This window comes from Pseudoflavonifractor hominis, from assembly GCF_014288125.1.
In the GTDB taxonomy this organism is placed as follows: domain Bacteria; phylum Bacillota; class Clostridia; order Oscillospirales; family Oscillospiraceae; genus Pseudoflavonifractor_A; species Pseudoflavonifractor_A gallinarum.
Genome location: NZ_JACOPR010000002.1, coordinates 124,461 through 148,794, shown reverse-complemented (window position 1 = coordinate 148,794; position 24,334 = coordinate 124,461). Strand labels below are relative to the sequence as shown.

The following is a 24,334-nucleotide window of genomic DNA, read 5'->3' as shown; positions in this document are numbered from 1 at the left end:
CTTTTGTTATAAAGGTTAAACGTATAATTAAATGCGAATAAAAGAGAAGAGGTAGATTTTATGTATGGAAACGGAGTACCGCAGCTTCAGCAGGTCCACGACATCTTTGATGTGGTCCACGGGGAGACGGTATATGGCGGATCCCTCCTGATCTACCGCTTTGAGTCCCAGCTGGCCCATCCAACCGCCCTGGGCGAGGCCATGGTGCCCAACGGGACCACGACCATTTTTGCCGAGTGCCTGGACCTCATCGGTTCGGCCGGGGAGGAAGGGCTGGAGGCCTTCCGGATGCTCTTCAAGGCCTATGATATGAGACCCCCGGAAGAAATCTTCCGGGGGTCTCACCTTTGAGCAGAGAGAAGTAACTTTTTCAGTCATATGGAGTACCGCATAACAGGGCAGGGCGGCTTTGACAAGAATGTCAAAGCCGCCCTGCTGTCGTATACAACACTAAGAATGGTTTGAAAAACGCTCAATAATTTCATCAATTTCTCGGATCTTGTCGGTATTATATAGGCCCTCTTGCTTTGAAAGCTTATATAGCAGCGTATCAATAATGTGCATGGTTGGGACAAAGGAGAGAAAGGCCGCTTCGCTCTGCACGGGGAAGATGAGATCACTGAGGCTGGCAACACAATTGCGGTACCCGTCACAGATGGAGATGATACGGCAGCCTTTTTCTTTTCCGTATGAGAGCAGATCATAGGTGAAATTTTTTTTCTTCATGAAAGAAAAGGCGATGATAAGATCCTCTTTGGCCCAGGTACTGATTATGTCAAAGGACGTATCCAGCCCGGGGATCAGCAATTGACAGTTTGGGATTAACTGATTTAACAAAATTTGCAGGGTAATTGCGGGGCCAATCGCCACACGGGTGGCGGCGATTCCAATTCGCCTGGAGGAGGAAATGAGAGAAATCGCTTCATCATAGAGGGAATCCGGAATTTGGCGAATGGTTTCATTCAAATTGTAGAGTGTTTGATTGTAGATTTGGTCGGTATCGGTCAGATCCTGATTGTCTGAGGCCAGCGCTTTCATAAAGCGTTCTACAATCGACTTGCCGGACTCCACTTCACCACGGATGTCGCGCTGCATCTCTCGAAAGCCGCCATACCCAAGAAAGGTAGCGAAACGGACGACACTTGCTTCACTCACGCCTGCTTGCTGCGCCATCTGTTTCACATTCATATAGACCGCTTCGTCTGTATGCGCTGTAATAAAATCTGCAAGCTTTTTTTGACGTTCAGACATCGCGGCGTAGCTTTTTTGGATTTTATTTAAAATCATATAACGCATCCCCTTTTGTAGTCAAAATAAAGAGTGCGGGGGAAAATGCTGGTATTTTCAAAAAATTGTTTTAAATGCGGTGCAAATATCATTATAAGTATAACATATTTTATAAAAAAAGGAAGCTATAATATTTTTTGTGCCGGAAATAAAAGTGAAGACAGGAAACAAAAAACACAAAAAATAATTAATAATAAAATAATTTTATGTCATATCATACAAAAACAAGACGGTGTTTTTGCTCATATATGAAAAAAATATTTCATATATGATTTTATCATTGAAATAAAAATAATCAAATAATATAATGGAGCCATCAAAGCCGACAGGCTACTGCATCGGAGGTTGAGTATTCATGAAAGCAAAAAGATGGTTTGCGTGTGTCCTTACCACAGCGATGTTGATTGGAACCACTTCGTGTAGCACAGAGACAGAATCCACAACTGGAAGTGATCCCGGAGGAGAAGAGCACACATATCAAGTGGCGATTTTGATTCCAGGGTCCATTAACGATGGCGGTTGGGGAACGACTGGCTATGAGGGAGCGAAAAAAGCCGCAGAATCCATTGGCGCTGAGTTTAGCTATACAGAGACGAAATCTCCGCAAGATGCCATTGAGGCGCTCACCGATTATGGCGAGCGAGGATTTGATATTGTGTTTTGCCACAGCTATGACTATCAGGATTCCTGTGCCAGAGTTGCGCCAGACTATTCGGATACGCAGTTCATTACTTCGGGCGGCACGGTTATGACGGAGAATATAACCCCCATCTATGTACAGTCGGAGCAGGCGTCCTATCTGCTGGGCGTTTTGGCGGCCAAGATCACGAAAACCGGAAAAGTTGGTCTGATTGGAAGCGAAGAGCTTCCCTCTATCACAAAGACCATGGTGGGCTTTGAACAGGGCGTCATGGATACGGACAGCAGTGTAGAGGTGACCACCACTTATTTGGGAAGCGCCACCGATGTCGGAAAGGCGAGAGAAGCGACCGTAGCGCTGATCAACAGCGGATGTGACATCATTTTTGGAAATGCAAATGCTGCGGCACAGGGCGTATTCCAGGCCGTCGATGAAAACAAGGATAAAGGCGTGCTGGGCTTCGGAAGCTATGCCCGCATTACAGAGACGTATCCGGACTGCTTCATCGCAGACATGGTGTCCGAATATGAGCCCGTGTTTGTGAAGATGGCCGGCGAGATCAAAGACGGCACCTTTAAGCCGGGTGAGCAGTATTTTGCAGACATTTTCAACGGAGGCGCGGTGATTTACTTTAATGATGAGCTTCCGGTAGAGGATGAGGCAATGGATGCCTATAATGCGGCGGTCGAACAATTCCGGAATGGCGAAATCGAGATCGATATTGGCGAATATTAAAAATAGGTGAATGAGTCGCTTGCTGTTGGGGCCCCTCTCAAAGTTGTTTTGAGAAGGGGCCCCATAACAAAAGGGAGGCATCTATGCACAAATTAGAGGTAAAGGGATTTACAAAGCGATTTGGAAATCTTGTGGCAAATGATGACATTTCTTTTTCCCTGGACAGTGGAGAAGTGATGGCCATTCTGGGAGAGAACGGAGCCGGAAAGACCACATTGATGCGCGGGATTTACGGAATGGATGTACCGGACCAGGGAGAGATATGGATCAATGGCAAGCAGGAACAGATTCTTTCGCCCAAAGATGCAATCCGGCTTGGCATTGGCATGGTTCATCAGCACTTCATGTTAATGAACCAATTTACGGTGGCGGAAAACCTGATTCTTGGGTTGAGCGAGGTAACCGGTCCGATTTTGGACCGCAAAAAAATCAATCAGAAAATCAACGAATTTTTTTCTCAGTATCATTTTGATGTTCCGGCGGACGCATTGGTGAAGGATTTGCCGGTTGGACTCCAGCAGCGAGTGGAGATTATGAAAGTTCTCTTCCGGGGTGCCGATATATTGGTGCTGGATGAGCCGACAGCCGTTCTTACGCCCCAGGAAATTCAGGAGCTCTTTCATATCATCCGCCAGTTACAGGCAGAGGGAAAATCCGTCCTCTTCATCAGCCATAAGTTGGACGAGGTAAAGGAAATCAGTCAGAGGATCATGGTACTCCGCCTTGGAAAAGTGACGGGTATTGTGGAGACAAAGGATGCAGACCCGGGGCAGATGGCACGCATGATGATTGGGCGTGAATTGGCGGTACTGAAAAAAGAGCCGCTGCCTCAAGACTTGAAGCGCCGGCGGATTTTGCAGGTAAAAAACTGCACAGTGAAGTCGGATAAGAAATATTGCGTCAAAGGCATTTCGTTTGATGTATTTTCCAACGAAATACTGGGTGTTGCAGGCGTGGATGGAAATGGACAGAAGGAGCTGGCAGAGGCCATTACGGGACTGTGCCACATGGAGTCGGGCAGCATTCAGGTCAATGGAGTAGAGCTGCCCGGGAAAAGCGTGCGGGAAATCCGCAACAGCGGAGTGGCGCATGTACCCGAGGATCGAAGAAAACGCGGCCTGATTCTTCCGTTTACTCTGGTAGAAAACAGCATCCTGGTCAAACATGATAGCCCGCCATTTTCCCATGGTATCCTTCTGGATCAAAAAGAGGCCGTGGCATTTACAAAGAAGAACATTCAGGACTATCGCATCAAATCCCAGTCCGAGCGGGACACGGCCGCAAGCTTGTCCGGCGGAAATCAGCAGAAAGTGATCATTGCACGGGAGCTGGCCACAGACCCCGAATTGCTGATCACAGTAAAGCCCACTCGCGGCCTAGACGTTGGTGCGGTAGAGTACATCCATTCCTGTCTGCTCGCGCACCGCAATCGCGGGAAGGCGGTATTGCTGATCTCGTCCGAGCTGGAAGAGCTCATGACATTGAGTGACCGCATTATGGTCATGCACGGCGGAGAGATTACTGGAATTGTCTACCCGGATGAGGTCGATGCAGAAAAACTGGGTTTGATGATGGCTGGACAAAAAACAGAGGATTGGGCTGAGGTACCGAGAGAAGGAGAGATAATGTGAAAATGACGGAATCTTTTCAGAGAATGCTGCGGTCTATTTGCCTCATTCTGCTGGCGCTGCTCTGTTCCCTGGTAGTAGGGTCGTTCTTTTTGCTTGCGGCCGGATATCAGCCCCTTGAGGCGTATATAAACATTGTCCGAGGCGCATTTGGAAGTAAGACCGCACTGACACAGACACTGTGCAAGGCGACCCCTCTTCTGTTGATCGGAATTGCTGTGGCGGTGGCCTTCAAAGGCTCTGCGTTCAACATTGGCGGTGAAGGACAGTTTTATGCCGGAGCACTTGGATGCGTCCTGTGCGAGATGCTGGTACATAATAGCGGTCTTCCGGGAATCGTCGTCATTCCCTTCTGCCTCCTGGGGGCATTCCTCTTTGGGGCGCTGTGGGAAGGCATCCCGGGGTATTTGAAAGCGGTACGGGGATCCTCTGAGGTCGTTACATCCGTGATGCTCTCCTCCATTATGGTGCTTCTGGTGAAGTTTTTGGTGGGCCAGGGAGGTCCGATCGCGGAACCGCGGGGGATTTATCCGGAGACCCAGGAGATCATGGATGCGGCAAAGCTTCCGTATGTGATTCCCGGAACCAGACTGCACCTGGGATTTTTCCTTGCGCTGTTGATTGCGGGACTGGTCTATTTCTTGCTGGAAAAGACTACGCTGGGCTATAAAATCAAGGCAACTGGCCTAAATAGCAATGCGGCAGAGTATGCAGGAATCCGGGTCGGTATGGTTACGCTCTCCACGATGGCTTTCAGTGGAGCCATCGCCGGTCTGGCCGGAGGAATCGAAGTGCTGGGTACATCCTGGAAACTGTATGCAGGCCTGTCTCCCGGGTATGGATACAATGCCATCGCGGTGGCCCTGTTGGGACGGCTCCATCCAATTGGAATTATTTTTAGTGCGCTGCTGTTTGGAATGCTGAATACCGGTTCCAATCAGATGGCACGCAGCATCGGAATCCCGAGTACACTCGCATCCATTTTGCAGGCGCTGGTCCTGCTCTTTGTGGTCGGATTCTCCATCCTGGAGCAGAAGCAGTTTATCTTCAAGAGAAAGGAGACCGTAAAATGAATGGCTTCTTGAGCGGTTCCGTGTGACTTGTGCTATTGCAGTCCACGGTGCGAATGGCAACGCCCTATACGCTGGCGGCAATGGGAGGCTTATACTCGGATAAGGCCGGTGTAAGCAGTATTGAGCTGGAAGGTATTCTTTTGATGGGCGCGTTTTCTGGATTTACAGCTGCCTATATGACCAATCAGCTCTGGATTGGGTTGGCGGCTGCAATGATCTCCGGAGTGCTGCTCGCGGCGATTTATGGGTATATGGTTGTGTACCTGGGAAGCAAGCCCGCCCTGGTAGGTACGGCAATTGTACTGCTTGCCACAGGTGTGACCAGCTTTTTTACAGAAGTATTTTTGGTGTATCCGTGGAATTCCCGTCGGTGGACCCGTTCCAGGATATTGCACTTCCAGTGCTCCATAAAATCCCGGTCATTGGAACGATTTTCTTTGAGCAAAACATTCTGGTCTATTTGTCCTATTTGCTGGTGATCGGAAGCTGGTTCTTTTACAGCCGCACTGCGCTGGGCCTGCAGTGCAGAGCGATGGGAGAAAATCCCTATGCAGCCGATACGCTCGGCTTGCGGGTGCGCTGCTATCGCTTCACCAATGTTTTGATCACAGGTGCGATTGCGGGAATCGCAGGGGCCTATCTGTCCATTGCCACAGCAAGCAGCTTTGTGGAGGGAATCTCCGCAGAAAAAGGATACGCGGCCTTCGCGATTATCATATTGGGAAAATACCACCCGATAGGCGCATTTTTGGGATGCCTTCTCTATGGTTTTGCAGATGCGCTTCAGCTTAATTTGCAGGCCTTTGGCATCAATATTCCGTATCAGTTTATGCTGATGCTCCCCTACATCTTTACCCTGATCGTGATGTTCCTCACAGGCAGCGGAAATAAGCCGGAAGGACATGGAGTCTTTTTCAAAAAAGGGGCGCAGTTAGGATAACCCGATACGGTTGGCGCAGCAATAAAGTGCAAGGGGACAGAGTATGAATGAGAAAGATGTGTTGATTTTAGGAATTTGCGGAAGTCCAAGACGGGGAGCAACGGACCGTGCACTGGATTTGGCGTTGGATGCAGCGGAAAACATTGAGGGAGTCTATACTGAAAAAATCGCGCTCTATGGGAAGGACATCCGATGCTGTAAGAATTGCAATGTCTGTGTAAAAAAAGAGACGCATTATTGCCCGGTCATTGAAGACGACATGGAAGAGAGATTTTACGATCTCTATTTGCGCTGTGACGGAATCATCCTGGCAACTCCGATTTACTACATGACGGCCACCGGACTGATCCAAAATTTTATGAGCCGGATGAAACCCTTAAGTGCCTATGCGCGCAGCGGTGTGTTTGGGACCCGCATGGGAGGAGGAATTGTAGTCGGCGGGATGAGAAATGGCGGACAGGACTTCTGCCTCTCCGTGCTGAACAATATGCTGCAGGCCACCGGCACCAACATTGTCGGCGGAGGCGTTCAGTTCTATAATGGAGCTGCGGTATGGTCCCAAAATGAGATCGCGCCACGGGATCAGATCGGTATGCTGGAGGCACAGGCGCTGGGGAGAAAACTTGCGTATATGTGCAAAGTGGTAAAAGAAGGTTGTTATCATCTGGAGGGATCCCTAAACAGCGCAAACTTTTTGGGGTACAGAGACCAAGCAGAATTGGCGCAGGGGTCCCGCATACGGGGACTGTAAGGCTGCCCATCGATTGAATAAAACGGAAAAAGGAGCATAAATGTTATGGATCGTGAATACGGAACGTTTCAGAAGCCGAAGAAAGTACGGATTGTTGTCGAAAAGTGTCCGAAAAACGAGGCAGGGCGGGCATGTCACTGCCATGAGGTCGGGCAGGTTTTTACCTTTGATTTTGAGCGATGCCCGCAGGACTTCTGTGCTGCGGCCTTCCACAGCCTCTGGCCGCAGCTGCGCGTCCTGGAGCTGGGCGGCCGCCATCCGTGGGACAGCCAGGAGGGGGTCACCCGTGTGGCCTGTCCGGATCCGGGAAAACCTACGATTTTCCGCATCGAGACCTATGAGGAGGACTGAGTGAGGTAGGCGCTATGGATATTACATTGCCCTACGGCAGAGGGCATCTGACTGCTGAGATCGGACCGGCCCATCCGGTTCGGCTGTTGCAGAACCAGGAGCATTTTGCGGAGAGACCGCCAGAAGAGATCATAAGGGAAGCCATGACGCATCCGTTTGGAGAACGGCTCTCCACATTGGCGAGTGGCAAAAAAAGTGCAGTGATCATTGCGAGCGACCATACCAGACCGGTTCCAAGCAGATGGATCCTGCCGCAGCTCTTACAAGAGCTGCGGCAGGGAAATCCACAGATTGCGGTCACTATCCTGATTGCCTGTGGATGTCACCGGGAGATGACTCCCCATGAGCTGGAGACAAAATTCGGAGCGGAAGTTCTGAAAAGCGTTTCGATTGTCCAGCATGACTGCCGGAGGGAAGAGGATTTTGTCGAGATTGGGACACTTCCCTCCGGAGGGACGCTGAAAATCAACCAGGTCGCGGCCAAGGCGGATCTGCTGCTGGCAGAGGGATTTATTGAACCACACTTCTTCGCCGGATTTTCCGGCGGCAGAAAAAGTGTGCTGCCAGGGATTTCGGCCCGCGAGAGTATTTTTTGGAATCACAGTGCCGGTATGATTGCAAATCCCTGTGCGCGCGCCGGAGTGCTGGAGCACAATCCGATCCACGCAGATATGGAAGCGGCTGCCGACATGGCTGGTCTGGCGTTTGTCTGCAATGTGATCCTGGACAAGGAGAAACGGCTGGTGGCGGCTGTGGCGGGTTCTCCGCAGCAGACCCATCGAGCGGGATGTGAGATATCCCGACAGATGACGCAGGTGAAAGGAAAACGGACCCCCATTGTCATTACCACAAACGGGGGATATCCTCTGGATCAAAATCTATACCAGTGTGTAAAAGGAATGGCGACGGCGGCCGAAGCGTGTACGCCGGGTGGGGTCATTATCCTGTGCGCAGCCTGTGAAGATGGACATGGAGGGGCCCATTTTTACCAGGCGCTTAAGGAGGCGGCATCCATTCCGGAACTGCTGGACAAGATTCAAAAGACTCCGCCGGAGCAGACGACGGCGGATCAGTGGCAATATCAAATTCTGGCACGCATATTGAAACAGCACTCTGTAATTATGGTAACCCGACCGGAACTTGAGAAAATGGTATGTGAGATGCATATGGAGTATGCACCGGATCTGGAGAGTGCCATCGAAATGGCAGATAGAAAGGTTGGGACCACGGGAGAGATCACGGTGATCCCGGATGGCGTCAGTACCATATTTTGCGCGGAATGAAGAGGGGGGAGGATACTGCCGTGAAACGAATCCTATTTGCGTCAGATTCCTTTAAAGGGACCCTGTCTGCACAGGAGGTCTGCTCCATTCAGAAGGAAGAATTCCAGATGCAGTTCCCCCAGTGTGAAATGGTCATGCTGCCTATGGCGGATGGCGGGGAGGGCTTGGTAGAGGCCTGCCTATCTCTCCGCCCGGGACAGCGAATTACCTGTACGGTGACGGGACCAAACTGGGTGCCGGTGGAGAGCGGGTATGCCATTTTAGAAGACGGGACGGCGGTCATTGAGATGGCCGCCGCAGCCGGATTGCCGCTGGTGGGGGACCATCGGGACCCCCTGACGGCGACGACATATGGCGTAGGAGAACTGCTGCTGCATGCCTGCGGACAGCCGGGGGTGCGCCAGATTCTCTTAGGGCTCGGTGGAAGCGCGACCAATGATGCCGGAATTGGCATGGCACAGGCACTTGGATGGAAGTTTTTTGATGAAAAGAGGGAAGAAGTTCCCGCGAAAGCATGCTATCTGAACCGGATCCACCATATCCTTCCGCCGGAGCACCCCCTTCCGGTGCCGGTGACGGCCGCGTGTGATGTCAAAAATCCGCTGTGTGGGCCCATGGGTGCGACCGCGGTCTATGGACCCCAGAAGGGCGTAACACCGGAACAGGTGCCGATTCTGGATGGAGGCCTGCGTCATCTTTCCGCCATACTGGAGCAAATGCTGCACCGGGAGATCGGGACCATAGAAGGCAGCGGAGCCGCAGGAGGCATGGGAGCGGGTGTGTTGGCCTTTCTCAACGGCAATCTAAAGCCGGGAATCGAGCTGCTTCTGGATATGGCGGACTTTGACCGTATTGTGCAAGGGGCAGATTGCGTCATCACAGGAGAGGGAAAAATCGATCGGCAGAGTCTGTATGGAAAAGTCCCGTCTGGTGTGGCGAAGCGGTGCCAGAAATACGGGGTGCCATGTATCGCGCTGTGCGGAAGTGTGGGTGAAGGGGCGGAAGAGCTTTACCAAATCGGAGTGAGCGCGATCTTTAGCGCGGTATCCACTTGTACGGATTTTTCCGGGGTTCAGAAAACCTGCCGTGAAGACATACGCATGCTGAGCAGAGCGACCGCGCGGATGATCCGTACCTTTCAATGAGAGAACAAATTTGTAATATTGCAAGAACGAGGAAAGGTCTCCACGCGATCCGACCAATAGATCGCCAATGGAGACCTTTCCTCAATGGAAAAGAAGGGGGGATTCGCTTAACTTAACAGATCGATGATGGTGCAAATCATCATTTTGCTGGGGAGGAGATAGAGCATCTCTTCATTGTCAATGCGGAAGCGGTCTGAATGCAGAGCACCGGAACATCCGCCTACCACAATTTGAGAGGTGGGTACCAGTTTGGACACGTTTCCCAAATCGTTGCTGTAATAGCCGTGAGGACGAATCGGGACCGGACGATGAGTCAATTCCTCACAGTTTTTCATGTAGATCTGGCTGAGGGGCATATCGGCAATGAAAGACTGATAACCCGGTATTTTCTCGTACTCCAGTTTACAGCCCAGGCTCATGGCCGCGCCTTCCACTGCGCAGACGACTTTTCGGTCGATTTCTTCCAAAATTTCCGGAGTCTTGCTCTTCGTCGTCACCCGCAGAACAACATGATCGGGGATTCCGCTCGTGTGCTCCACGGGATCCAGGGAGTCTGAAATGTAGGAATAATCATCCAGAGGAAGCGATTCGCGCACACACTTCAGAGCGTACATGGCGAGCATGGCGCCGTTAAATGCATTGATACCCTTGCTGGGATCCATCGCTGCATGGGCGTTCTTCCCGTACAGGTGGAAGATCCAGCGGTTGAATCCATTGCACCCTGCGGACAGGAGAGCGGGCTCCGTTACTTTCTCATCGTTGATGAGCGCATGCGTACTCAACAGGGCGGTCAGGCCGTCAAAGCATCCCAAACGGATCATCTCCTGTTTGCCGCTGCGGGATTCCAGCCCCTCGGTATCGTGGAGCTTTTCAAACAGCGCATCGGAAACACCGCCCTCTTCGGCGGGGCAGCCAAAGAAGCTGACGCTTCCTTGGAGATGTTCTGCAATGCCGGAGCCGGTCAGTGCACGGGCCACGCCCACCAATGCGGTCGTCTGGATGTGGTGGCCGCAGGTGTGAGCTGCCCCGGTAGAGGGATTTGCGTCCGGGTGGTTGGGGATATAGGTGGCGTCAATCTCGGCGATGACACCAACATGGGGGCCGGTTTGCCCGAGCTGAAAGGTTGCGGCCACACCGGTGTGGGCTACGCGATTGAGCTGGGTGGGATGCAGGGCATGGAGCGAGTCAAACAGGTGCTGTGCCGTAAAATCCTCCTGAAATGCCAGCTCTGGATGGTGATAAAAGGTCCGGCCCAGCGCAATATACTCCTCCTTATGGGCGTCAATATATTGGACTGCGGCCTCTTTCATCTGCTGCTTTTGCATATGGCACCGTCCTTCCCGAGAATATGGAATTTTTTATTTCTCCTCAAAGGACTCGCCTTCTTCAATGGCCTCGATTCTGAAATTCACGGTGACAACCGGATCGGGACAGGCGACCAGGGTGGTTCCCTCTTTGGCATCCCAGGGGTGCCGGCCGCCCAGCTCCAGAACGCGCAGGGCGGGCCAGAGGCTATGGAACGCAGCAGCACAGAAATTCTGAGGGCAGCGCTCGAAGTCAAATTCAAAGGTATCTCCTACCTTATGGCAGCGGCAGGTTTTACCGCTCTCGGGATGGGGGCGGCACTGATCTACGACGATGCGGACCTTCTTCGGCTTCTGATAGCTGTGGTTATCCATAGTAAATATCCTCCTTTTTTATCATGAAAAACATATATTACAGACCAATTGCGGCATACGCCTGAAGCATCTGTTCCTTGGAAAGGCAGCCTGCCCCATAAAAGGGATTCCAATCCTCCGGACAGTGTTCCATTCCGCGGACAACAATGGATGCCAGTGCGGCTACTTTGCGTCCCAGTACCTCCAACTCAATCTGTCCGGTTGGATCGTCCAGGACCTTTTGGTTTTTAGACCATACGGAGGCTCCGTTGTAAAAGAGCACACCTCCGCCGACCACATTCGTTCCCCCGCTTTGCAGCAAGGCGTTCATAGCGGCAAGCGCTGTGTCCTGTCCGCCGTTTCGGCGGCCGCCGACGGCAATGGTACCGCCGATCCGCAGCCCGGCGGCGGCTTTTTCTTCCGGACCGCCTCCGCCCGGCCGCATTCGGGCAATAAAGTTGGAGAGAAGACCGGTTGGATTCATCATATAGAGCGGAGAGGCCAGAATGATGCCGTCGCAATTGCGATAGCGCTCCAAATAGGAGGGCTGGAAATCATCCTGGAACACCGGACAGTAGGAGAGCTTTTGCTTCCGACAGGCATTGCAGTTGATACAGCAATGAATTTTTTTCCCGGATAGATCGATGAGTTCGGTCTCAACACCGGGGATGCTTTTGGCAGCATCCAGACAGTGCTGAAGTGCTTGAAGTGTGGCGCCCTTTCTGGGGCTGGCGCTCACGCCCAAAATACGAACGGTACGCATAGGCCCTACACCCGATCCGGAAGGTTGGAACACTTGCGAATGTGATACGCGCAGCGCTCCAGCATTTCGATCACATGTCCCTCGTTAGCTGTGGTAAAACGACCGTTCTCAAGAACGATTTTGCCATTGATCACCACGGTGTGGATGTTCTCTTCTCCACTGGCGTAGACCAGGCTGGAGATGGGATCTGCCACAGGGGCAGACTTCAGTGTGCGAGGATTGTAGAAGAAGAAGTCGGCGCGTTTCCCGGGGACAAGCTCACCGATATCATCCCGGCAGAGGGCACGGGCACCGCCCTTGCATGCAATTTCCAGCGTCTCGGATGCAGTCAGAACGCGGGCGTCCAGCGCGTTTACTTTCTGGAGCAGGCTTGCAATTTTGATGGTTTCCAGCATATCCTGGGAGTCGTTGCTGCCGGCGCCGTCTACGCCAAGGCTGACGCAGATTCCGTGGTCCAGGAATGTGCGCACCGGAGAAATGCCGGAGGCCAAAATCATGTTGGACACCGGGTTGTGGGATACCTTCACGTCATAGCGCTGGAAGATAGCAAAGTCCTCTGGATGCATTTTTACGCAGTGTGCCAGAACACAGCGAGGTCCGAAGAACGACTGCTTTTCCAGATAGGGAACGCTTCTTTCGCCGCATTTTGCCACCAGGTATTCATCGTCATCCACGGTTTCCACCAGATGCTGGGTATATGGGACGTTCAGAGTCTCGGCGCACTCGCGGATCTCGCGCAAATAACCATTCTGGTAATCCGGTTCATCCAGAATGCCGGGAATACCGGGCGCAATCAACGCCACATCCAACAGCGCGGGATCTTCCATTTGACTGTGAATGTTGGAGACGTTCCGGAAATACTCCTTTGGCGTTTCCGGCGGGACCTTGGACAGACCCAGATAATCTCCCTTGTACTGGATGCGGCCGACATAGCCCCGGATCCCACAATCCCGGAATGCCTGACAGACCGCATCAAACTGACCGATGTGGGAATGGCAGTATTGGAAGTCTAACGTAGTGGTAATTCCGCTGTGGATGCTCTCCATACAGCCTGCCAGGGCAGCATAGTAGATGGCCTCCTCATCGATATACGGAGTCATCTGCCGAATGGTATTCTCCAGCCAGTCCCAGAGCAGCCGTTCTTTTCCGAGCCCTTTGGTCAGAACTTGGAACAGATGGTCATGCGTGTTGACGAAGCCGGGACACACGTACATACCGGAGGCATCCAGGATACGTGCCGGATCATATTGCGCAAGCAGGTCCTGTTCCTCACCCACTGCCAATATGACCCCGCGGTCGATGGCAATGCCTTTTGGCCGCTCAGGGAGATCGGAATGGCCCGGTTCCAGAATCTTGGCAGAACGGACCATCAAATCGATTTTCTGCATAGTATCGCTCCTTGCTGAAAAGATGTGGATATACTGTGTTCCATGCAGCATATAGCAACATCCTGGAGCGAGGAAAATATCTTTTACGGCTCTCGATCAGAACCAATCGGATGATTCAGCCAGGGGTGAAAGAGCATTTCTTCGGATTTCGTAATATCCTCCAGCGAATGGGTCAGCCGATTGGCCACCAGGTAATTCAGTACATTGTATAGGGCGATCAGAGAAGTGAGGGATAACATGGCACTTCTCGTCTGATATTGAAATACGTAATCAAACTCTTTTAGCGGAGTTTGCATAAAAGATTCGGAATCGGTGAACCAGACTGTTTTGCATCCGCGCTTGCGTGCGTACTCCAGCATTTCTACCGCAAAACCCTTGCCGTAGCTGAATGCGCTTACGCCAAGTAAAATGTCATCACTGCCCCACCACTTCAAAATATCATGCGAATTATTTACACCGGGAGTAAGAAGAACGACGTTGTCGCGCATTTCGTTAAAGAAAATAGAGGGGATCATATTGCAGCCGATTCCGGTTCTGGATGCAACAAAGCCGACGTGTTTGGCTTTGACGATGTGGTCGGCAACTTCTTCCAAAGCGGAGAAAGAAGTATTTTGGAAGGTGGCCTGGATGTTTTCCATGTCCTGCTTTATGATTTTCCAGGCGTTTTCTTTCATATCGCCCAATTCATCCTGCCGCCACTTCTGGAGACTTCCGGACAAGCTGACCCGCTCTTCGACCTCTTTCCGAATCGCATTTTGCATGTCTTTGTAGGAGGAAAAACCAAGCGATTTAATGAATTTTACGATCTGTGCATTGCTTACACCCAGCTGCTCTGCAATGCTGGAGGCGGTGCAGTAGGCGACGATATCCATGTTCTCATTGATATAATCGGCCACCAAGCGCTTTCCGGGACTCAGTTCTGGATATTTTTCTTTTAAAAGACTTGAAATAGTCATAAATATACTCCGAACAATTCATAAAACTGTAGGTCATTTTTTTTGACACAGGTAAAAAAATATTTACATCACAACGGTATTATAAGTGCAATGCGAACGCCTGTCAATAAGTGGCCGCAAAAATTTAAAAAAATATTGTTGCATACAGACAAAAAGAAGGGATGAGAAAAAGGAGTAAGTGATATTTTTTACAAAAATATATTGACAGTAAAAATATTTTTATTTATAATAAAAGTCAATAAAATATTTTTTACTATTGGTTCCATGCAGCTTGCGGAGTGACATCCAGCAAACGCATTCTATAAATATACAATATCGGGGAGGGAGATAAGAGCAGGTAGCAGTTCTCTCGGGGTATACATCGTAGCGTAGGCAACCGAAGATATGAAAGAGATTGAGGTGTTAAATAATGAAAAGAAACACTCGGCGCATCGCTTCCGCGTTCATTGCCCTTTCAATGCTTGGTTCGTTAAGTGCTTGTGGCGGTAACCCTTCTTCTGAGAATCAGCCGGCAGCCGGCGGCGGGGAACAGGATAAGAGTACCATTGTTTTCGCTTGCAGAGCAGAGCCCCCGACCCTTGATACAATGAATCAGAACTATATGATGACCTGTGTTTCCACACTTCTCACCCACAACTGTCTGGTCAGAGTCAGCGACGATCTGACACCCGAACCGGACCTGGCAAAAAGCTGGGAGACGGTCAGCGACACGGAGTGGATCTTCCACCTGAATGAGGGCGTCAAGTTCCATGATGGGAGCGACATGACCGCCGATGATGTGGTTGCCACCTTGCAGCTGGCGGCAACCGTTCCCCAGGCCCAGCAGTATGTTGAAAAGATTACAAATGTGGAGGCCGTGGACGATTATACGGTGAAGATCACCACGGATGGTCCCTGCTCCAGCCTGCTCATGGATCTGACCAACCAGCAGGTTGCCATCCTGAGCAAGGATGACATTGATGCGGGCGTTGATTTTAATACTCATATCAACGGAACCGGCCCATATGAATTTGTGGAATATGTCTCTGGTGATAAGCTCGAATATAAGGCCAACGAGAACTACTTCAACGCGGAGGAAAAGGCCACGATCGAGCACATGGTCTGGCGCTTCATTCCGGAAGGCTCCGCGCGTACCATTGCCTTTGAAGCGGGCGAAGTGGACTACCTCTATGACCTGGATACGGTCGATGTGGAAAAGCTGAAGGCAAACCCCAATGTTAGTGTTCTGGAGCAGGACAGCGTGGCTCTGAAATATTTGTTGCTGAACAACGAGAAGGAGCCCTTCAACAATGAGCTGTTCCGAAAGGCCATCTCCGCAGCTATCGACCGAGAGAGCATTATCCAGGTTACCATGAACGGCTTTGCAAAGAGCGTCATCTCCTGTGCGCCTCAGGGCTATCTGTCCTCGACGGATGAGAATGCCGTAGGCTATGATCTGGAGAAGGCGAAGCAATATCTGGAGGAATCCGGAGTAGATCCCTCCACCGTGGAGATGCCGCTGGTCTGTGCATCCGATGAGGACCTGAGAACCGGTGCGATTATTCAGGCCAACCTGGCAGAACTGGGTATCAATGTGGAGCTGGTTTCTATGGATGGTGCCACTTGGATTTCCAGCTACAACAGCGGTGATTATACCGCCGGTCTGACCCAGCTCGCACAGCGTACCATGCAGCAGTGGCTCACGACGATTTATCATTCCAAATTTATTAACGCTACAAACGGCGCCCGGGTAAATGATCCGAAGGTAGACGAATATCTGGATCTCGCCGCAATCACGCTGGATGAAGAAGAGAACAACGAAATCCTGCGTGAATGTGTGGCGCACCTGAATGATCTGTGCCCTGTTGTTCCTCTGTTTGCCCAGACCTATGTAAAAGCATATGACAGCGGCCTGGAAGGTGCCAATTGTAATGCAACCGGAGCAGCCTATTATCATTTCCTGAGTTGGAAGTAATGCTCTGATGCAATCACGATGATAAGCGGGCCCTGCGGGAGCAACTCCGCAGGGCCCGTGTCACTCCATGGACAGGAGGGAATATTGGGATGCTTAAATACACGATAAAGCGGATTATATCACTGATTCCGGTCATTATTGGTGCCACACTGATTGTCTATGTCATCCTGAGTATGGCAGATGGCGACCCGGCCCGCATTATTTTAGGAGAGGACGCCACACCGGAACGGGTGGCTGAGCTGCGGGAAGAGATGGGATTGAACGACCCTGTTTTGGTGCAATATGGACGGTATATGCTGAACCTCTTGCATGGTGACATGGGAGTGTCTTACCGCACGGGGGCGCCTGTGGTCACGGAAATTGCCGCCCGGCTGCCCAACACGATCCGCCTTGCACTGGTGGCCAGTGTAGTCAGTATTGTTTTGGCCATTCCACTGGGCATTATCGCGGCAATCAAACAGAACTCCATTTTTGATGGGATCTGTATGGTTGTGTCACTCATCGGTGTTTCCATGCCATCCTTCTGGCTCGGACTGCTGCTGATCCTGCTGTTTTCGCTGCGGCTGGAATGGCTGCCGTCGTTTGGCGCGGATCAGTGGAAGTGCATCATCCTGCCATCCTTTGCGCTTGCAGTGGCCTCCATGGCATCTGTGGCAAGAACGATGCGCTCATCCATGCTGGAAGTGATCCGTCAGGATTACATCCGCACCGCGCGCAGCAAGGGTCTGTCAGAGGGAACGGTCATCCGGCGCCACGCACTGCGAAATGCCATGATTCCGACGATGACGAGCATTGGACTTCAGACCGGAATCCTGCTCTCGGGATCTGTCTTGGTCGAGACCGTATTTTCTTGGCCGGGCATTGGCCGTCTGATGATCACCTCGATTCAGCAGCGCGATATTCCTACCGTGGTAGGATGTATCATTATTTTTGCCATTTGTTTCTCGATCGTCAATTTGATTGTGGACCTGCTTTATGGACTGGTTGATCCACGCATGAAGTCGCAGTACGCATAAGGAGGGATACACATGGCAAAAAAGAATCCTGCCCAACCGGTGACCTTGCAGCCGGATTTGAGGAAAAAGAATCGGAGCCAGATGTCGTTGGCTATGCGGCGTCTGATGAAAAATAAGACGGCAATCTTAGGACTTATTATTATCATCTCGCTGATTTTGCTGGCTCTTTTTGCAGATGTTCTCTTTGACTATGATGAAGTGGTCATTAAACAAAATATTGCGGAAATGCGTCAGCCCCCCTCTCTGGCCCATCCCTTTGGTACGGATGAACTGGGACGAGATATTCTGGCCCGCGTCGTGCATGGCACCAGGGTCTCGCTCTCCATTGGCTTTACCTCCACATTGCTGGCATCGCTGATCGGCGGAACCATTGGCGCAGTTTCGGGCTATTTTGGCAAACGGGTCGATATGATTATTTCCCGTATTATGGACATGCTCCTGGCCATCCCCGGCACACTCCTGGCAATTGCCATTGTGGCGGTGCTTGGCACATCGGTCACCAATCTCATTATGGCAATGGTGATATCCAGCATTCCAAAATTTGCGCGTATTACACGTGGAGCCGTACTGACCGTCAAAGATGTGGAGTACATCGAAGCGGCGCGGGCAATCGGCGCGACGGACCGTACCATTATTTTAAGCCATGTGATTCCCAATTGTATGGCTCCCATCCTGGTAGAGATGACACTCAACATCTCCTTTGCAATTTTGACCATCTCCGGCCTGAGTTTTCTGGGCCTGGGCGTGGAACAGCCCAGACCTGAGTGGGGCGCCATGCTCTCCAGCAGCCGGACCTATATCCGGGATTACAGCTATATGGCGCTCTTCCCCGGTCTGGCCATTATGGTGACCATCCTGGCATTCAACCTGCTGGGAGACGGTTTGCGGGACGCTCTGGATCCCAGACTGAAGTAAGGAGTGGTACGCATGAGTGAACAGACATCCCTTGCATTGGATATTCAAAATTTGACGGTTGAATTTCACACCATGGATGATGTGGTGCATGCGGTCAATGGACTGGATCTATCCATCAAAAAAGGTCAGACGTTGGGACTGGTGGGTGAAACCGGAGCAGGCAAGACTACAACGGCGCTCTCGGTGCTGCGCCTGCTGGCCAAACCGGCCGGACGGATTATATCCGGAAGCATCCTCCTGGATGGAGAGGATATTTTAAACAAGACCGAGCAGGAAATGGGAAAAATTCGAGGACAGCAGGTGTCCATGATTTTTCAGGACCCCATGACTTCGCTCAACCCGGTCAGAACCGTTGAGGAGCAGATCGCGGAGGTCATCCAGCACCATAAAAAGCTGGATAAAAAGGCTTCCCTGGCAGAAGCGCGTAAGATGCTGGAGACCGTGGGCATTCCGGGAGAACGCGGTGAGGAATATCCCCACCAGTTTTCCGGCGGGATGAAGCAGCGCGTGGTCATTGCCATGGCGCTGGCATGCAGTCCGCAGCTGCTGATCGCGGACGAGCCCACCACAGCATTGGACGTAACCATCCAGGCCCAGGTCCTGGAGATGATGCGCGGACTCAAAAAGCAGTATAATATGTCCATGCTGATGATCACGCATGACCTTGGCATTGTGGCGGAGACCTGCGATGAAGTTGCGATCATCTATGCCGGACAGGTAGTGGAGCGCGGAACGCTGGAAGACATCTTCCTGCATACCCGCCATCCCTATACCAAGGGACTTTTTGATTCACTTCCGAATCTGGAAGACCGAAAGGCGCGGCTCAAGCCCATCCCGGGGCTGATGCCAGACCCCGCCCATTTGCCGGAGGGGTGCCCATTTGCCCCGCGCTGTGCCTATGCCACGGAACAGTGTCAGAAGGAAAAACCCTGCCGAACCTATCGAACCGCGGACCACTATGTGGAATGTCATCTTTATAATGAGCAGAACATTCAAGAGCAAAGGCTGGTGAATGAAGCATGAGCAAAGCAGCCCCTTTGCTGCAGGTCAATCACCTGAGCAAGTATTTTAAAACGCCCAAAGGAGTGCTCCATGCAGTAGATGATGTCACCTTTACCCTGGAGGAAGGAAAGACGCTCGGAGTGGTGGGAGAGTCCGGATGCGGCAAATCTACAATGGGACGTACCATCCTGCGCCTGCTGGAGCCCACATCCGGCGAGGTTCTCTTTGATGGACAGGACATCAGCAAGCTGAAAAAGCAGGAAATGCGAGCCATGCGGACAAATATGCAGATGATTTTCCAGGACCCGTTCTCTTCTCTGGATCCGCGAAAGTCCGTCAGCCAGACCATTATGGAGCCGCTGCGCCTGCATAAGCTGGTCAAGGAAAAAGATGCGTGCATGGACCGCGTGATGGAGTTAATGAAGACGGTTGGCCTGGCAGAGCGGCTTGCCAATGCCTATCCCCATGAACTGGACGGTGGCCGGCGGCAGCGAATCGGGATTGCCCGGGCGCTGGCGGTAAATCCGCGGTTTATTGTGTGTGATGAGCCGGTTTCCGCGCTTGACGTCTCCATTCAGGCCCAGATCCTCAATTTGATGAAGGATTTGCAGGAAAAAATTGGACTCACATACATGTTCATTACCCATGACCTGTCGGTGGTGAATCATTTTTCCGATGATATTGTCGTGATGTATTTGGGACAGTTGGTGGAGAAAGCGCCTTCCGAGACGCTGTTTGCACACCCCACACATCCATATACAAAAGCGCTGCTGAGTGCCATTCCCATCCCCAAGATCGGGGGAAGCCGGGAGCGGATTCTCCTGCAAGGAGAAATTACCTCTCCGATCGATCCCCCCAAAGCGTGCCGCTTTGCAAATCGTTGCCCCCATGCCACCGAACAGTGCCACGCAGAGGAGCCGAAGCTCAAAGAAATTGAGCCCAATCATTTTGTGGCATGTTTTATGGTATAGAATCAAATTGGAAGATTCGTTTTTTCGATATACCATAAATGATACGAAAGATAAGAATAGGAAGAGAGGACTGCTGGCATGCAGTCCTCTCTTCCTGTGTAAAATAGTGTGCAGTTTCCTTCTCTGTTTATGGAGTGTGACAGCCTATATGTGAAATGTGACATATGATACACGGAACGGGTACCCGCTGCGAGAGCAAGAGAAAATCCCGGTGCCCTGCATTGCAGGGCACCGGGATTTTTGGTGGAGCAGAGCAGAGCTTAAACGAACACTCAGCCTCGTTATTCTCTACTGCGTTAACTGCGGATTCTATTGGGATCTGGATTGTATTTTTATTGCCGGAGAAGCTGAACACCAGCCGCAGATCATCGTCATAAGCATACACCGCGACCAGGAATGTGTCAAATAGGCGCGCTTGGTACTTCTTATCGTGAACATCGCCATCTCGGAACATCTCCAAGCCGGATATAATGTCATCGCGGCTGACAGCCACGATGTCTGCCCGAGCCGCTGCGATATTAGCTTTGATGGTAGCGCGCTCAGACTCCAGCTCGACCAGCCTGCTTTTCGTGGTTTCGGTGATGATGCCCTGCTCGATGGCGGACATGATGTTTTTTATGCCATGCTCCGTGCCGGCGAGTTGGTCTTCCAAAATGCCGACCTTGCTCTCGGCTTCCTTGCGCTCATTGTAGGCGACCGTGCTGTCGGCGATCCACTCGATAACATCGTCCTTCAGAGCATAGTCCTTGATGGCCTGGGCGACCTGCAGCTCAATTTCATCTCGGCGCACATTCTTTTTATCGCAGGTCTTTTCCGTTCGACGCTTCTGGCAGACGTAGTAGTAATGCAGGTTGCCGGAGCGTCCGGTGCCGGAGACGCCAGTCATGGGGCTTTTACAATGCCCGCAGAACAGCTTGCCGGTAAGCAGATAGTCACCATTGACGCGGTGACGCCCTTGCGGATTCTTCTTCGTGGTGATCACCTCCTGGACCTTGAAGTAAAGCTCGTCGCTGATAATCCTCGGGATGCCGCCCTCTTTGCGGACATCGCCGTAGATATAGATGCCGCGATACCGTTCGTTGGAAAGGATCTTCTGAAAGCTCGACCGCCCCCACGGGCGACCGTACGAGGTCTTGATTCCACGGGCATTCAGGCTGGCCATGATATCAACGAAAGCCTCACCGCAGGAAACGCGAGTGAATATCTCCCGGATAACCGCAGCCTTCGGCTCGTCGATGGCATAGTGTAGCGTTTCGTCCGCTTTATAGCCGTAGGGCAGATGGCCGTTCGCCACCATGCAATTCGCGGCGTTGTCATATAGGCCGCGCTTGATGTCCTCGGCCATGTTCTCGGAATAGAACTGGTTGACATTCATCATCGAGCGGGCGGCGAAGCGTCCAGCCGCAGTATCGTCGAAATCCTCCTCCACATAGAGAACACGAACGCCAAGATCCTGAAGCCGAGCTTCGTTGATCAGAGCCTCCAGCATATTGCGCCCCATGCGGTTAGACTTCCACGCGATTACATAGCGGAACTTCCCTTTTGCAGCGTCAGTCATCATGCGCTGGAAGTCACGGCGCTTGTCGGTGCGGCCAGAAACGGCGCGGTCGGCATAGGTGTCAATGATCCTGATGCCATACTCCGCCGCCAGCTCGTAGCCCTTTTCAAACTGCTGCTCTACGGAAATGTCCTTCTGGTTGTGGCTGCTGTACCGGCCATAGAGAACGCCCGGCTCTTCGATTTCCAGCTTCTTGCCCCGCTTCGGTTTCGCCGGGTGCTTTGCGGGTTTTCTCGGCAACAGCGCCACCCCCTTCTAACGATAGATTTGCAGTAGTAGATATTCAGAATCAGAAACAGATTACAGATACAGTCTCAGATACAGATACAGGTACAGAGACAGTGCGCGCACGATCGCGCGCACACGCACGCGCGCACGCGATGTATCGCTACCCTATAGATACGGTATAGATACCATATCCATAGGGTATCAGAGGCCGAGGAGTTGGCGCTTCTTTGCGTCAAACTCTTCTGAAGTCAAAATGCCATCGTCAAGCAGTTCTTTCAATCCGCGGATTTCCTCGACGACAGAAACAACTTTTCCTTCGGGTGCAGCCTTCTCAACATCGTAGCTTGAAATATAGTCCCGGATCTGGATAGCTATAGCCAAATCCGCTTTTGAGAAAAAGAAAACTTTCTCAGCGCCGATTGCTGCACTAACCCCAAGGCCAAGCCCCACACCTGCACTTGCGGCTTGAGCAGTATGAAAAGTAATTTTCCCCATGCCGAGGCCACGAGGCTCTTTCAAAGCGAAAGACTGAATTTTCGCAATAGGGAAAAACTCTTCCGTTCTTTTAGCCTCAACAACAAGATTTGGTCCTCTGGTATGCAGAGTAAAACCGTTTGAACATCGCAGTGTTACTTCGGGGATATTCATGCGTGTGCCTCCTTTTCTCAAACTCCCGCTCCTACACCATATCACGATGCGAAGTCAGTCGAAAGTGATAATATATCTTTTCAAAGCGAAACTGCATAAATTTTGATAGAATAACGATGCCGTAGATGGCAATTTTGCAAAGAAAGGAGTCCGGGCATGGGACACGATCATCAATCGGAAGCAGCAGCGAGGAGTATATTGAAAACGCTGCTCGCGGCCGAGCTGTTTTCAAAGCTTTCCGAAAGCCAGCAGGATATGATAATCAGCCAGCTAAAAGCCCTTTTATCACGTTGATGATGATATCTTGCTTTTCCGGGGTCAGCAGCTCGAATAGCTCAATATACTCTTTTGTGCGCCCATCGCTCGTTTCAGCGGTGGGCGTTACGCTTCTTTCCATGCTGACATCATACCCCATAAGCCAGGCTTCGGAAACGCCGAGTGCGAGGCCGAGGATTGTAAGCTTGTCCTGCCCGGGAAGGGTCTTCCCTGAGACATACTGGCTCAAATCGTTCTTGTTGAGCTTTACGTCAAACCGTTTGCAATAAGGCTCTGCAGCGTGAAGAATATCGACCTGGCGCATCTTCTTGATGTCCATGATTTGCTTCAAACGCTGAGAAGTGCTGTACTCTTTCATCGGTCTATCCTCCCCTTGCAGATGACATCATTATAAAGGGCTTTGAACAAAAGTTCAATAGCGAAAAGAAAAAAAGTTCAACTTTTTTGAAAAAATGTGTTGCAAATCATCAAGGCGTATGGTATTCTAACGACAGGTTCAAGGAAATTGAACTTTTGAACAAGCTGAAAGGAGGATAAAAATGGCGTACGATTACAGCAAGCTCTTGGGTCGCATCACCGAAAAGTTTGGAACGCAGGCTCGCTTTTCCGGCGCGATGGGAATGTCTGAGCGCAGCCTTTCTCTGAAGCTCAACAGCAAAGTACCGTTTAAGCAGCCGGAGATTTCCAAGGCCTGTTCTCTGCTGGAGATTGGCGATTCCGACATTCCTGCTTATTTTTTTACCATTGAAGTTCAATAGCTTTGAACTAATGGGAGAGAGGAGGTTCCGATGCAGGTCGCAAGGCTTACGCCAACCGAGGAAAGCGAGCTGGTGAACGAAGTACATATCAACACGGCGGAGATTCCTGATTTTGTACGGGACAACCTCGCCGCAGCGACGCTGGATCTGATCCACGGAATACTTCGGCATCCAGGTGGACGCGAAGCGCTGGACGCAAAAACCGCAGCCAGACGCGCAGGCAGATCCGCAAAATGAAGGGAGTTGAAAGAATGGCATATTACCGGACTTGCCCGCTTTGCGGGAGCAATAATGACCCGGGTGAAGCCTGTGATTGCCGCGCAGAAACGAAAAAAGAGTCCGCCCCGGCGCAACGGGAACGGACTCAGGCAAATGGATACCCGTACACAGTTTACCAGCCGGGTCGAGCC

26 protein-coding genes are annotated in these 24,334 nt (G+C 51.5%); 17 read left to right on the top strand and 9 right to left on the bottom strand.

Going from position 1 to position 24,334, the window contains the following annotated elements; all coding sequences use genetic code 11:
* Nucleotides 1-60: 60 nt before the first annotated feature.
* Nucleotides 61-351 carry a hypothetical protein gene (locus H8S34_RS03460; RefSeq protein WP_186963055.1) on the top strand — a complete coding sequence of 97 codons (291 nt, stop codon included), beginning with the start codon at nt 61-63 and terminating at the stop codon, nt 349-351.
* Between the two features lie 99 nt (nt 352-450).
* On the opposite strand, the gene H8S34_RS03455 is transcribed toward H8S34_RS03460, so the two are convergent.
* On the bottom strand, nt 451-1,287 hold the full coding sequence (locus tag H8S34_RS03455) for a MurR/RpiR family transcriptional regulator (RefSeq protein WP_186963054.1): 837 nt from the start codon (nt 1,285-1,287) through the stop codon (nt 451-453).
* Between the two features lie 355 nt (nt 1,288-1,642).
* On the opposite strand from H8S34_RS03455, the gene H8S34_RS03450 reads away from it, so the two are divergent.
* From H8S34_RS03450 to H8S34_RS03410, 9 genes are all read left to right on the top strand, one after another.
* Complete coding sequence (locus H8S34_RS03450) at nt 1,643-2,662, top strand: BMP family protein (RefSeq protein ID WP_186963053.1); 1,020 nt, start codon at nt 1,643-1,645, stop codon at nt 2,660-2,662.
* 83 nt (nt 2,663-2,745) lie between these two features.
* Complete coding sequence (locus H8S34_RS03445; protein ID WP_186963052.1) at nt 2,746-4,293, top strand: ABC transporter ATP-binding protein; 1,548 nt, start codon at nt 2,746-2,748, stop codon at nt 4,291-4,293.
* A 2-nt stretch (nt 4,294-4,295) separates the two neighbouring features.
* The gene (locus H8S34_RS03440; protein WP_243207918.1) at nt 4,296-5,363 is read left to right on the top strand and encodes an ABC transporter permease; all 1,068 of its coding nucleotides are present in this window, start codon (nt 4,296-4,298) and stop codon (nt 5,361-5,363) included.
* Between the two features lie 53 nt (nt 5,364-5,416).
* On the top strand, nt 5,417-5,842 hold the full coding sequence (locus H8S34_RS15320) for an ABC transporter permease subunit (protein WP_186963050.1): 426 nt from the start codon (nt 5,417-5,419) through the stop codon (nt 5,840-5,842).
* Nucleotides 5,839-6,303, top strand: coding sequence for an ABC transporter permease (locus tag H8S34_RS15315; protein WP_366485672.1), 465 nt, complete (start codon nt 5,839-5,841; stop codon nt 6,301-6,303). The genes H8S34_RS15320 and H8S34_RS15315 overlap by 4 nt, the downstream gene beginning before the upstream one ends.
* Before the next feature lie 43 nt (nt 6,304-6,346).
* Nucleotides 6,347-7,054, top strand: a complete 708-nt coding sequence (locus H8S34_RS03425; protein ID WP_186963048.1) for a flavodoxin family protein — start codon at nt 6,347-6,349, stop codon at nt 7,052-7,054.
* A 45-nt stretch (nt 7,055-7,099) separates the two neighbouring features.
* Entirely contained in the window at nt 7,100-7,405 is a 306-nt protein-coding gene (locus H8S34_RS03420; RefSeq protein ID WP_186963047.1) for a TIGR04076 family protein, read from the top strand.
* Between the two features lie 14 nt (nt 7,406-7,419).
* A complete protein-coding gene (gene larA, locus H8S34_RS03415; protein WP_186963046.1) occupies nt 7,420-8,688 on the top strand; it encodes a nickel-dependent lactate racemase in 1,269 nt (422 codons plus the stop codon).
* 20 nt (nt 8,689-8,708) lie between these two features.
* Nucleotides 8,709-9,833: a glycerate kinase family protein gene (locus H8S34_RS03410; protein WP_186963045.1), complete on the top strand. Its 1,125-nt coding sequence runs from the start codon at nt 8,709-8,711 to the stop codon at nt 9,831-9,833.
* A 107-nt stretch (nt 9,834-9,940) separates the two neighbouring features.
* On the opposite strand, the gene H8S34_RS03405 is transcribed toward H8S34_RS03410, so the two are convergent.
* The 5 genes from H8S34_RS03405 to H8S34_RS03385 all read right to left on the bottom strand — a co-directional run bounded on the left by H8S34_RS03405 (nt 9,941) and on the right by H8S34_RS03385 (nt 14,598).
* Complete coding sequence (locus H8S34_RS03405; RefSeq protein WP_186963044.1) at nt 9,941-11,158, bottom strand: M20/M25/M40 family metallo-hydrolase; 1,218 nt, start codon at nt 11,156-11,158, stop codon at nt 9,941-9,943.
* A 33-nt stretch (nt 11,159-11,191) separates the two neighbouring features.
* Nucleotides 11,192-11,512 carry a TIGR04076 family protein gene (locus H8S34_RS03400; RefSeq protein ID WP_186963043.1) on the bottom strand — a complete coding sequence of 107 codons (321 nt, stop codon included), beginning with the start codon at nt 11,510-11,512 and terminating at the stop codon, nt 11,192-11,194.
* A 37-nt stretch (nt 11,513-11,549) separates the two neighbouring features.
* Nucleotides 11,550-12,254 (bottom strand): flavodoxin family protein, encoded by a 705-nt coding sequence (locus H8S34_RS03395; protein WP_186963042.1) that lies wholly within the window; start codon nt 12,252-12,254, stop codon nt 11,550-11,552.
* A 5-nt stretch (nt 12,255-12,259) separates the two neighbouring features.
* Complete coding sequence (locus H8S34_RS03390; RefSeq protein ID WP_186963041.1) at nt 12,260-13,642, bottom strand: amidohydrolase family protein; 1,383 nt, start codon at nt 13,640-13,642, stop codon at nt 12,260-12,262.
* Between the two features lie 83 nt (nt 13,643-13,725).
* Complete coding sequence (locus H8S34_RS03385) at nt 13,726-14,598, bottom strand: MurR/RpiR family transcriptional regulator (protein ID WP_186963040.1); 873 nt, start codon at nt 14,596-14,598, stop codon at nt 13,726-13,728.
* 409 nt (nt 14,599-15,007) lie between these two features.
* On the opposite strand from H8S34_RS03385, the gene H8S34_RS03380 reads away from it, so the two are divergent.
* From H8S34_RS03380 to H8S34_RS03360, 5 genes are all read left to right on the top strand, one after another.
* Nucleotides 15,008-16,552 (top strand): ABC transporter substrate-binding protein, encoded by a 1,545-nt coding sequence (locus H8S34_RS03380; protein WP_186963039.1) that lies wholly within the window; start codon nt 15,008-15,010, stop codon nt 16,550-16,552.
* An 89-nt stretch (nt 16,553-16,641) separates the two neighbouring features.
* The gene (locus H8S34_RS03375; RefSeq protein WP_186963038.1) at nt 16,642-17,568 is read left to right on the top strand and encodes an ABC transporter permease; all 927 of its coding nucleotides are present in this window, start codon (nt 16,642-16,644) and stop codon (nt 17,566-17,568) included.
* Nucleotides 17,569-17,580: 12 nt separating this feature from the next.
* Complete coding sequence (locus H8S34_RS03370; RefSeq protein ID WP_186963037.1) at nt 17,581-18,483, top strand: ABC transporter permease; 903 nt, start codon at nt 17,581-17,583, stop codon at nt 18,481-18,483.
* A gap of 12 nt (nt 18,484-18,495) precedes the next feature.
* Complete coding sequence (locus tag H8S34_RS03365) at nt 18,496-19,506, top strand: ABC transporter ATP-binding protein (protein WP_186963240.1); 1,011 nt, start codon at nt 18,496-18,498, stop codon at nt 19,504-19,506.
* The gene (locus tag H8S34_RS03360; RefSeq protein ID WP_186963036.1) at nt 19,503-20,456 is read left to right on the top strand and encodes an ABC transporter ATP-binding protein; all 954 of its coding nucleotides are present in this window, start codon (nt 19,503-19,505) and stop codon (nt 20,454-20,456) included. The genes H8S34_RS03365 and H8S34_RS03360 overlap by 4 nt, the downstream gene beginning before the upstream one ends.
* Nucleotides 20,457-20,583: 127 nt before the next feature.
* Here H8S34_RS03360 and H8S34_RS03355 read toward each other — a convergent pair whose 3' ends face one another.
* From H8S34_RS03355 to H8S34_RS03345, 3 genes are all read right to left on the bottom strand, one after another.
* The gene (locus H8S34_RS03355) at nt 20,584-22,254 is read right to left on the bottom strand and encodes a recombinase family protein (protein ID WP_243207897.1); all 1,671 of its coding nucleotides are present in this window, start codon (nt 22,252-22,254) and stop codon (nt 20,584-20,586) included.
* 189 nt (nt 22,255-22,443) lie between these two features.
* Nucleotides 22,444-22,890 carry an SHOCT domain-containing protein gene (locus H8S34_RS03350; protein ID WP_186963035.1) on the bottom strand — a complete coding sequence of 149 codons (447 nt, stop codon included), beginning with the start codon at nt 22,888-22,890 and terminating at the stop codon, nt 22,444-22,446.
* 262 nt (nt 22,891-23,152) lie between these two features.
* Nucleotides 23,153-23,524, bottom strand: coding sequence for a transcriptional regulator (locus H8S34_RS03345; RefSeq protein ID WP_147574073.1), 372 nt, complete (start codon nt 23,522-23,524; stop codon nt 23,153-23,155).
* Between the two features lie 181 nt (nt 23,525-23,705).
* Between H8S34_RS03345 and H8S34_RS03340 the strand changes: the two genes are divergently transcribed.
* Both H8S34_RS03340 and H8S34_RS03335 read left to right on the top strand, forming a co-directional pair.
* A complete protein-coding gene (locus tag H8S34_RS03340; RefSeq protein WP_147574074.1) occupies nt 23,706-23,924 on the top strand; it encodes a DUF739 family protein in 219 nt (72 codons plus the stop codon).
* Nucleotides 23,925-23,954: 30 nt separating this feature from the next.
* Nucleotides 23,955-24,161 carry a hypothetical protein gene (locus H8S34_RS03335; protein ID WP_186963034.1) on the top strand — a complete coding sequence of 69 codons (207 nt, stop codon included), beginning with the start codon at nt 23,955-23,957 and terminating at the stop codon, nt 24,159-24,161.
* Nucleotides 24,162-24,334: the final 173 nt, after the last annotated feature.

Bases quoted from the DNA above. Each gene is read 5' to 3' on its own strand.
- H8S34_RS03440 (WP_243207918.1), top strand. From the start codon at position 4,296: ATGACGGAATCTTTTCAGAGAATGCTGCGGTCTATTTGCCTCATTCTG.
- H8S34_RS03445 (WP_186963052.1), top strand. From the start codon at position 2,746: ATGCACAAATTAGAGGTAAAGGGATTTACAAAGCGATTTGGAAATCTT.
- H8S34_RS03455 (WP_186963054.1), bottom strand. From the start codon at position 1,287: ATGATTTTAAATAAAATCCAAAAAAGCTACGCCGCGATGTCTGAACGT.
- H8S34_RS03345 (WP_147574073.1), bottom strand. From the start codon at position 23,524: ATGAAAGAGTACAGCACTTCTCAGCGTTTGAAGCAAATCATGGACATC.
- H8S34_RS03365 (WP_186963240.1), top strand. From the start codon at position 18,496: ATGAGTGAACAGACATCCCTTGCATTGGATATTCAAAATTTGACGGTT.
- H8S34_RS03335 (WP_186963034.1), top strand. From the start codon at position 23,955: ATGCAGGTCGCAAGGCTTACGCCAACCGAGGAAAGCGAGCTGGTGAAC.
- H8S34_RS03425 (WP_186963048.1), top strand. From the start codon at position 6,347: ATGAATGAGAAAGATGTGTTGATTTTAGGAATTTGCGGAAGTCCAAGA.
- H8S34_RS03380 (WP_186963039.1), top strand. From the start codon at position 15,008: ATGAAAAGAAACACTCGGCGCATCGCTTCCGCGTTCATTGCCCTTTCA.
- H8S34_RS03400 (WP_186963043.1), bottom strand. From the start codon at position 11,512: ATGGATAACCACAGCTATCAGAAGCCGAAGAAGGTCCGCATCGTCGTA.
- H8S34_RS03460 (WP_186963055.1), top strand. From the start codon at position 61: ATGTATGGAAACGGAGTACCGCAGCTTCAGCAGGTCCACGACATCTTT.
- H8S34_RS15320 (WP_186963050.1), top strand. From the start codon at position 5,417: ATGGCAACGCCCTATACGCTGGCGGCAATGGGAGGCTTATACTCGGAT.
- H8S34_RS03350 (WP_186963035.1), bottom strand. From the start codon at position 22,890: ATGAATATCCCCGAAGTAACACTGCGATGTTCAAACGGTTTTACTCTG.
- H8S34_RS03385 (WP_186963040.1), bottom strand. From the start codon at position 14,598: ATGACTATTTCAAGTCTTTTAAAAGAAAAATATCCAGAACTGAGTCCC.
- larA (WP_186963046.1), top strand. From the start codon at position 7,420: ATGGATATTACATTGCCCTACGGCAGAGGGCATCTGACTGCTGAGATC.
- H8S34_RS03375 (WP_186963038.1), top strand. From the start codon at position 16,642: ATGCTTAAATACACGATAAAGCGGATTATATCACTGATTCCGGTCATT.
- H8S34_RS03370 (WP_186963037.1), top strand. From the start codon at position 17,581: ATGGCAAAAAAGAATCCTGCCCAACCGGTGACCTTGCAGCCGGATTTG.
- H8S34_RS03395 (WP_186963042.1), bottom strand. From the start codon at position 12,254: ATGCGTACCGTTCGTATTTTGGGCGTGAGCGCCAGCCCCAGAAAGGGC.
- H8S34_RS03450 (WP_186963053.1), top strand. From the start codon at position 1,643: ATGAAAGCAAAAAGATGGTTTGCGTGTGTCCTTACCACAGCGATGTTG.
- H8S34_RS03340 (WP_147574074.1), top strand. From the start codon at position 23,706: ATGGCGTACGATTACAGCAAGCTCTTGGGTCGCATCACCGAAAAGTTT.
- H8S34_RS03360 (WP_186963036.1), top strand. From the start codon at position 19,503: ATGAGCAAAGCAGCCCCTTTGCTGCAGGTCAATCACCTGAGCAAGTAT.
- H8S34_RS03420 (WP_186963047.1), top strand. From the start codon at position 7,100: ATGGATCGTGAATACGGAACGTTTCAGAAGCCGAAGAAAGTACGGATT.
- H8S34_RS03405 (WP_186963044.1), bottom strand. From the start codon at position 11,158: ATGCAAAAGCAGCAGATGAAAGAGGCCGCAGTCCAATATATTGACGCC.
- H8S34_RS03390 (WP_186963041.1), bottom strand. From the start codon at position 13,642: ATGCAGAAAATCGATTTGATGGTCCGTTCTGCCAAGATTCTGGAACCG.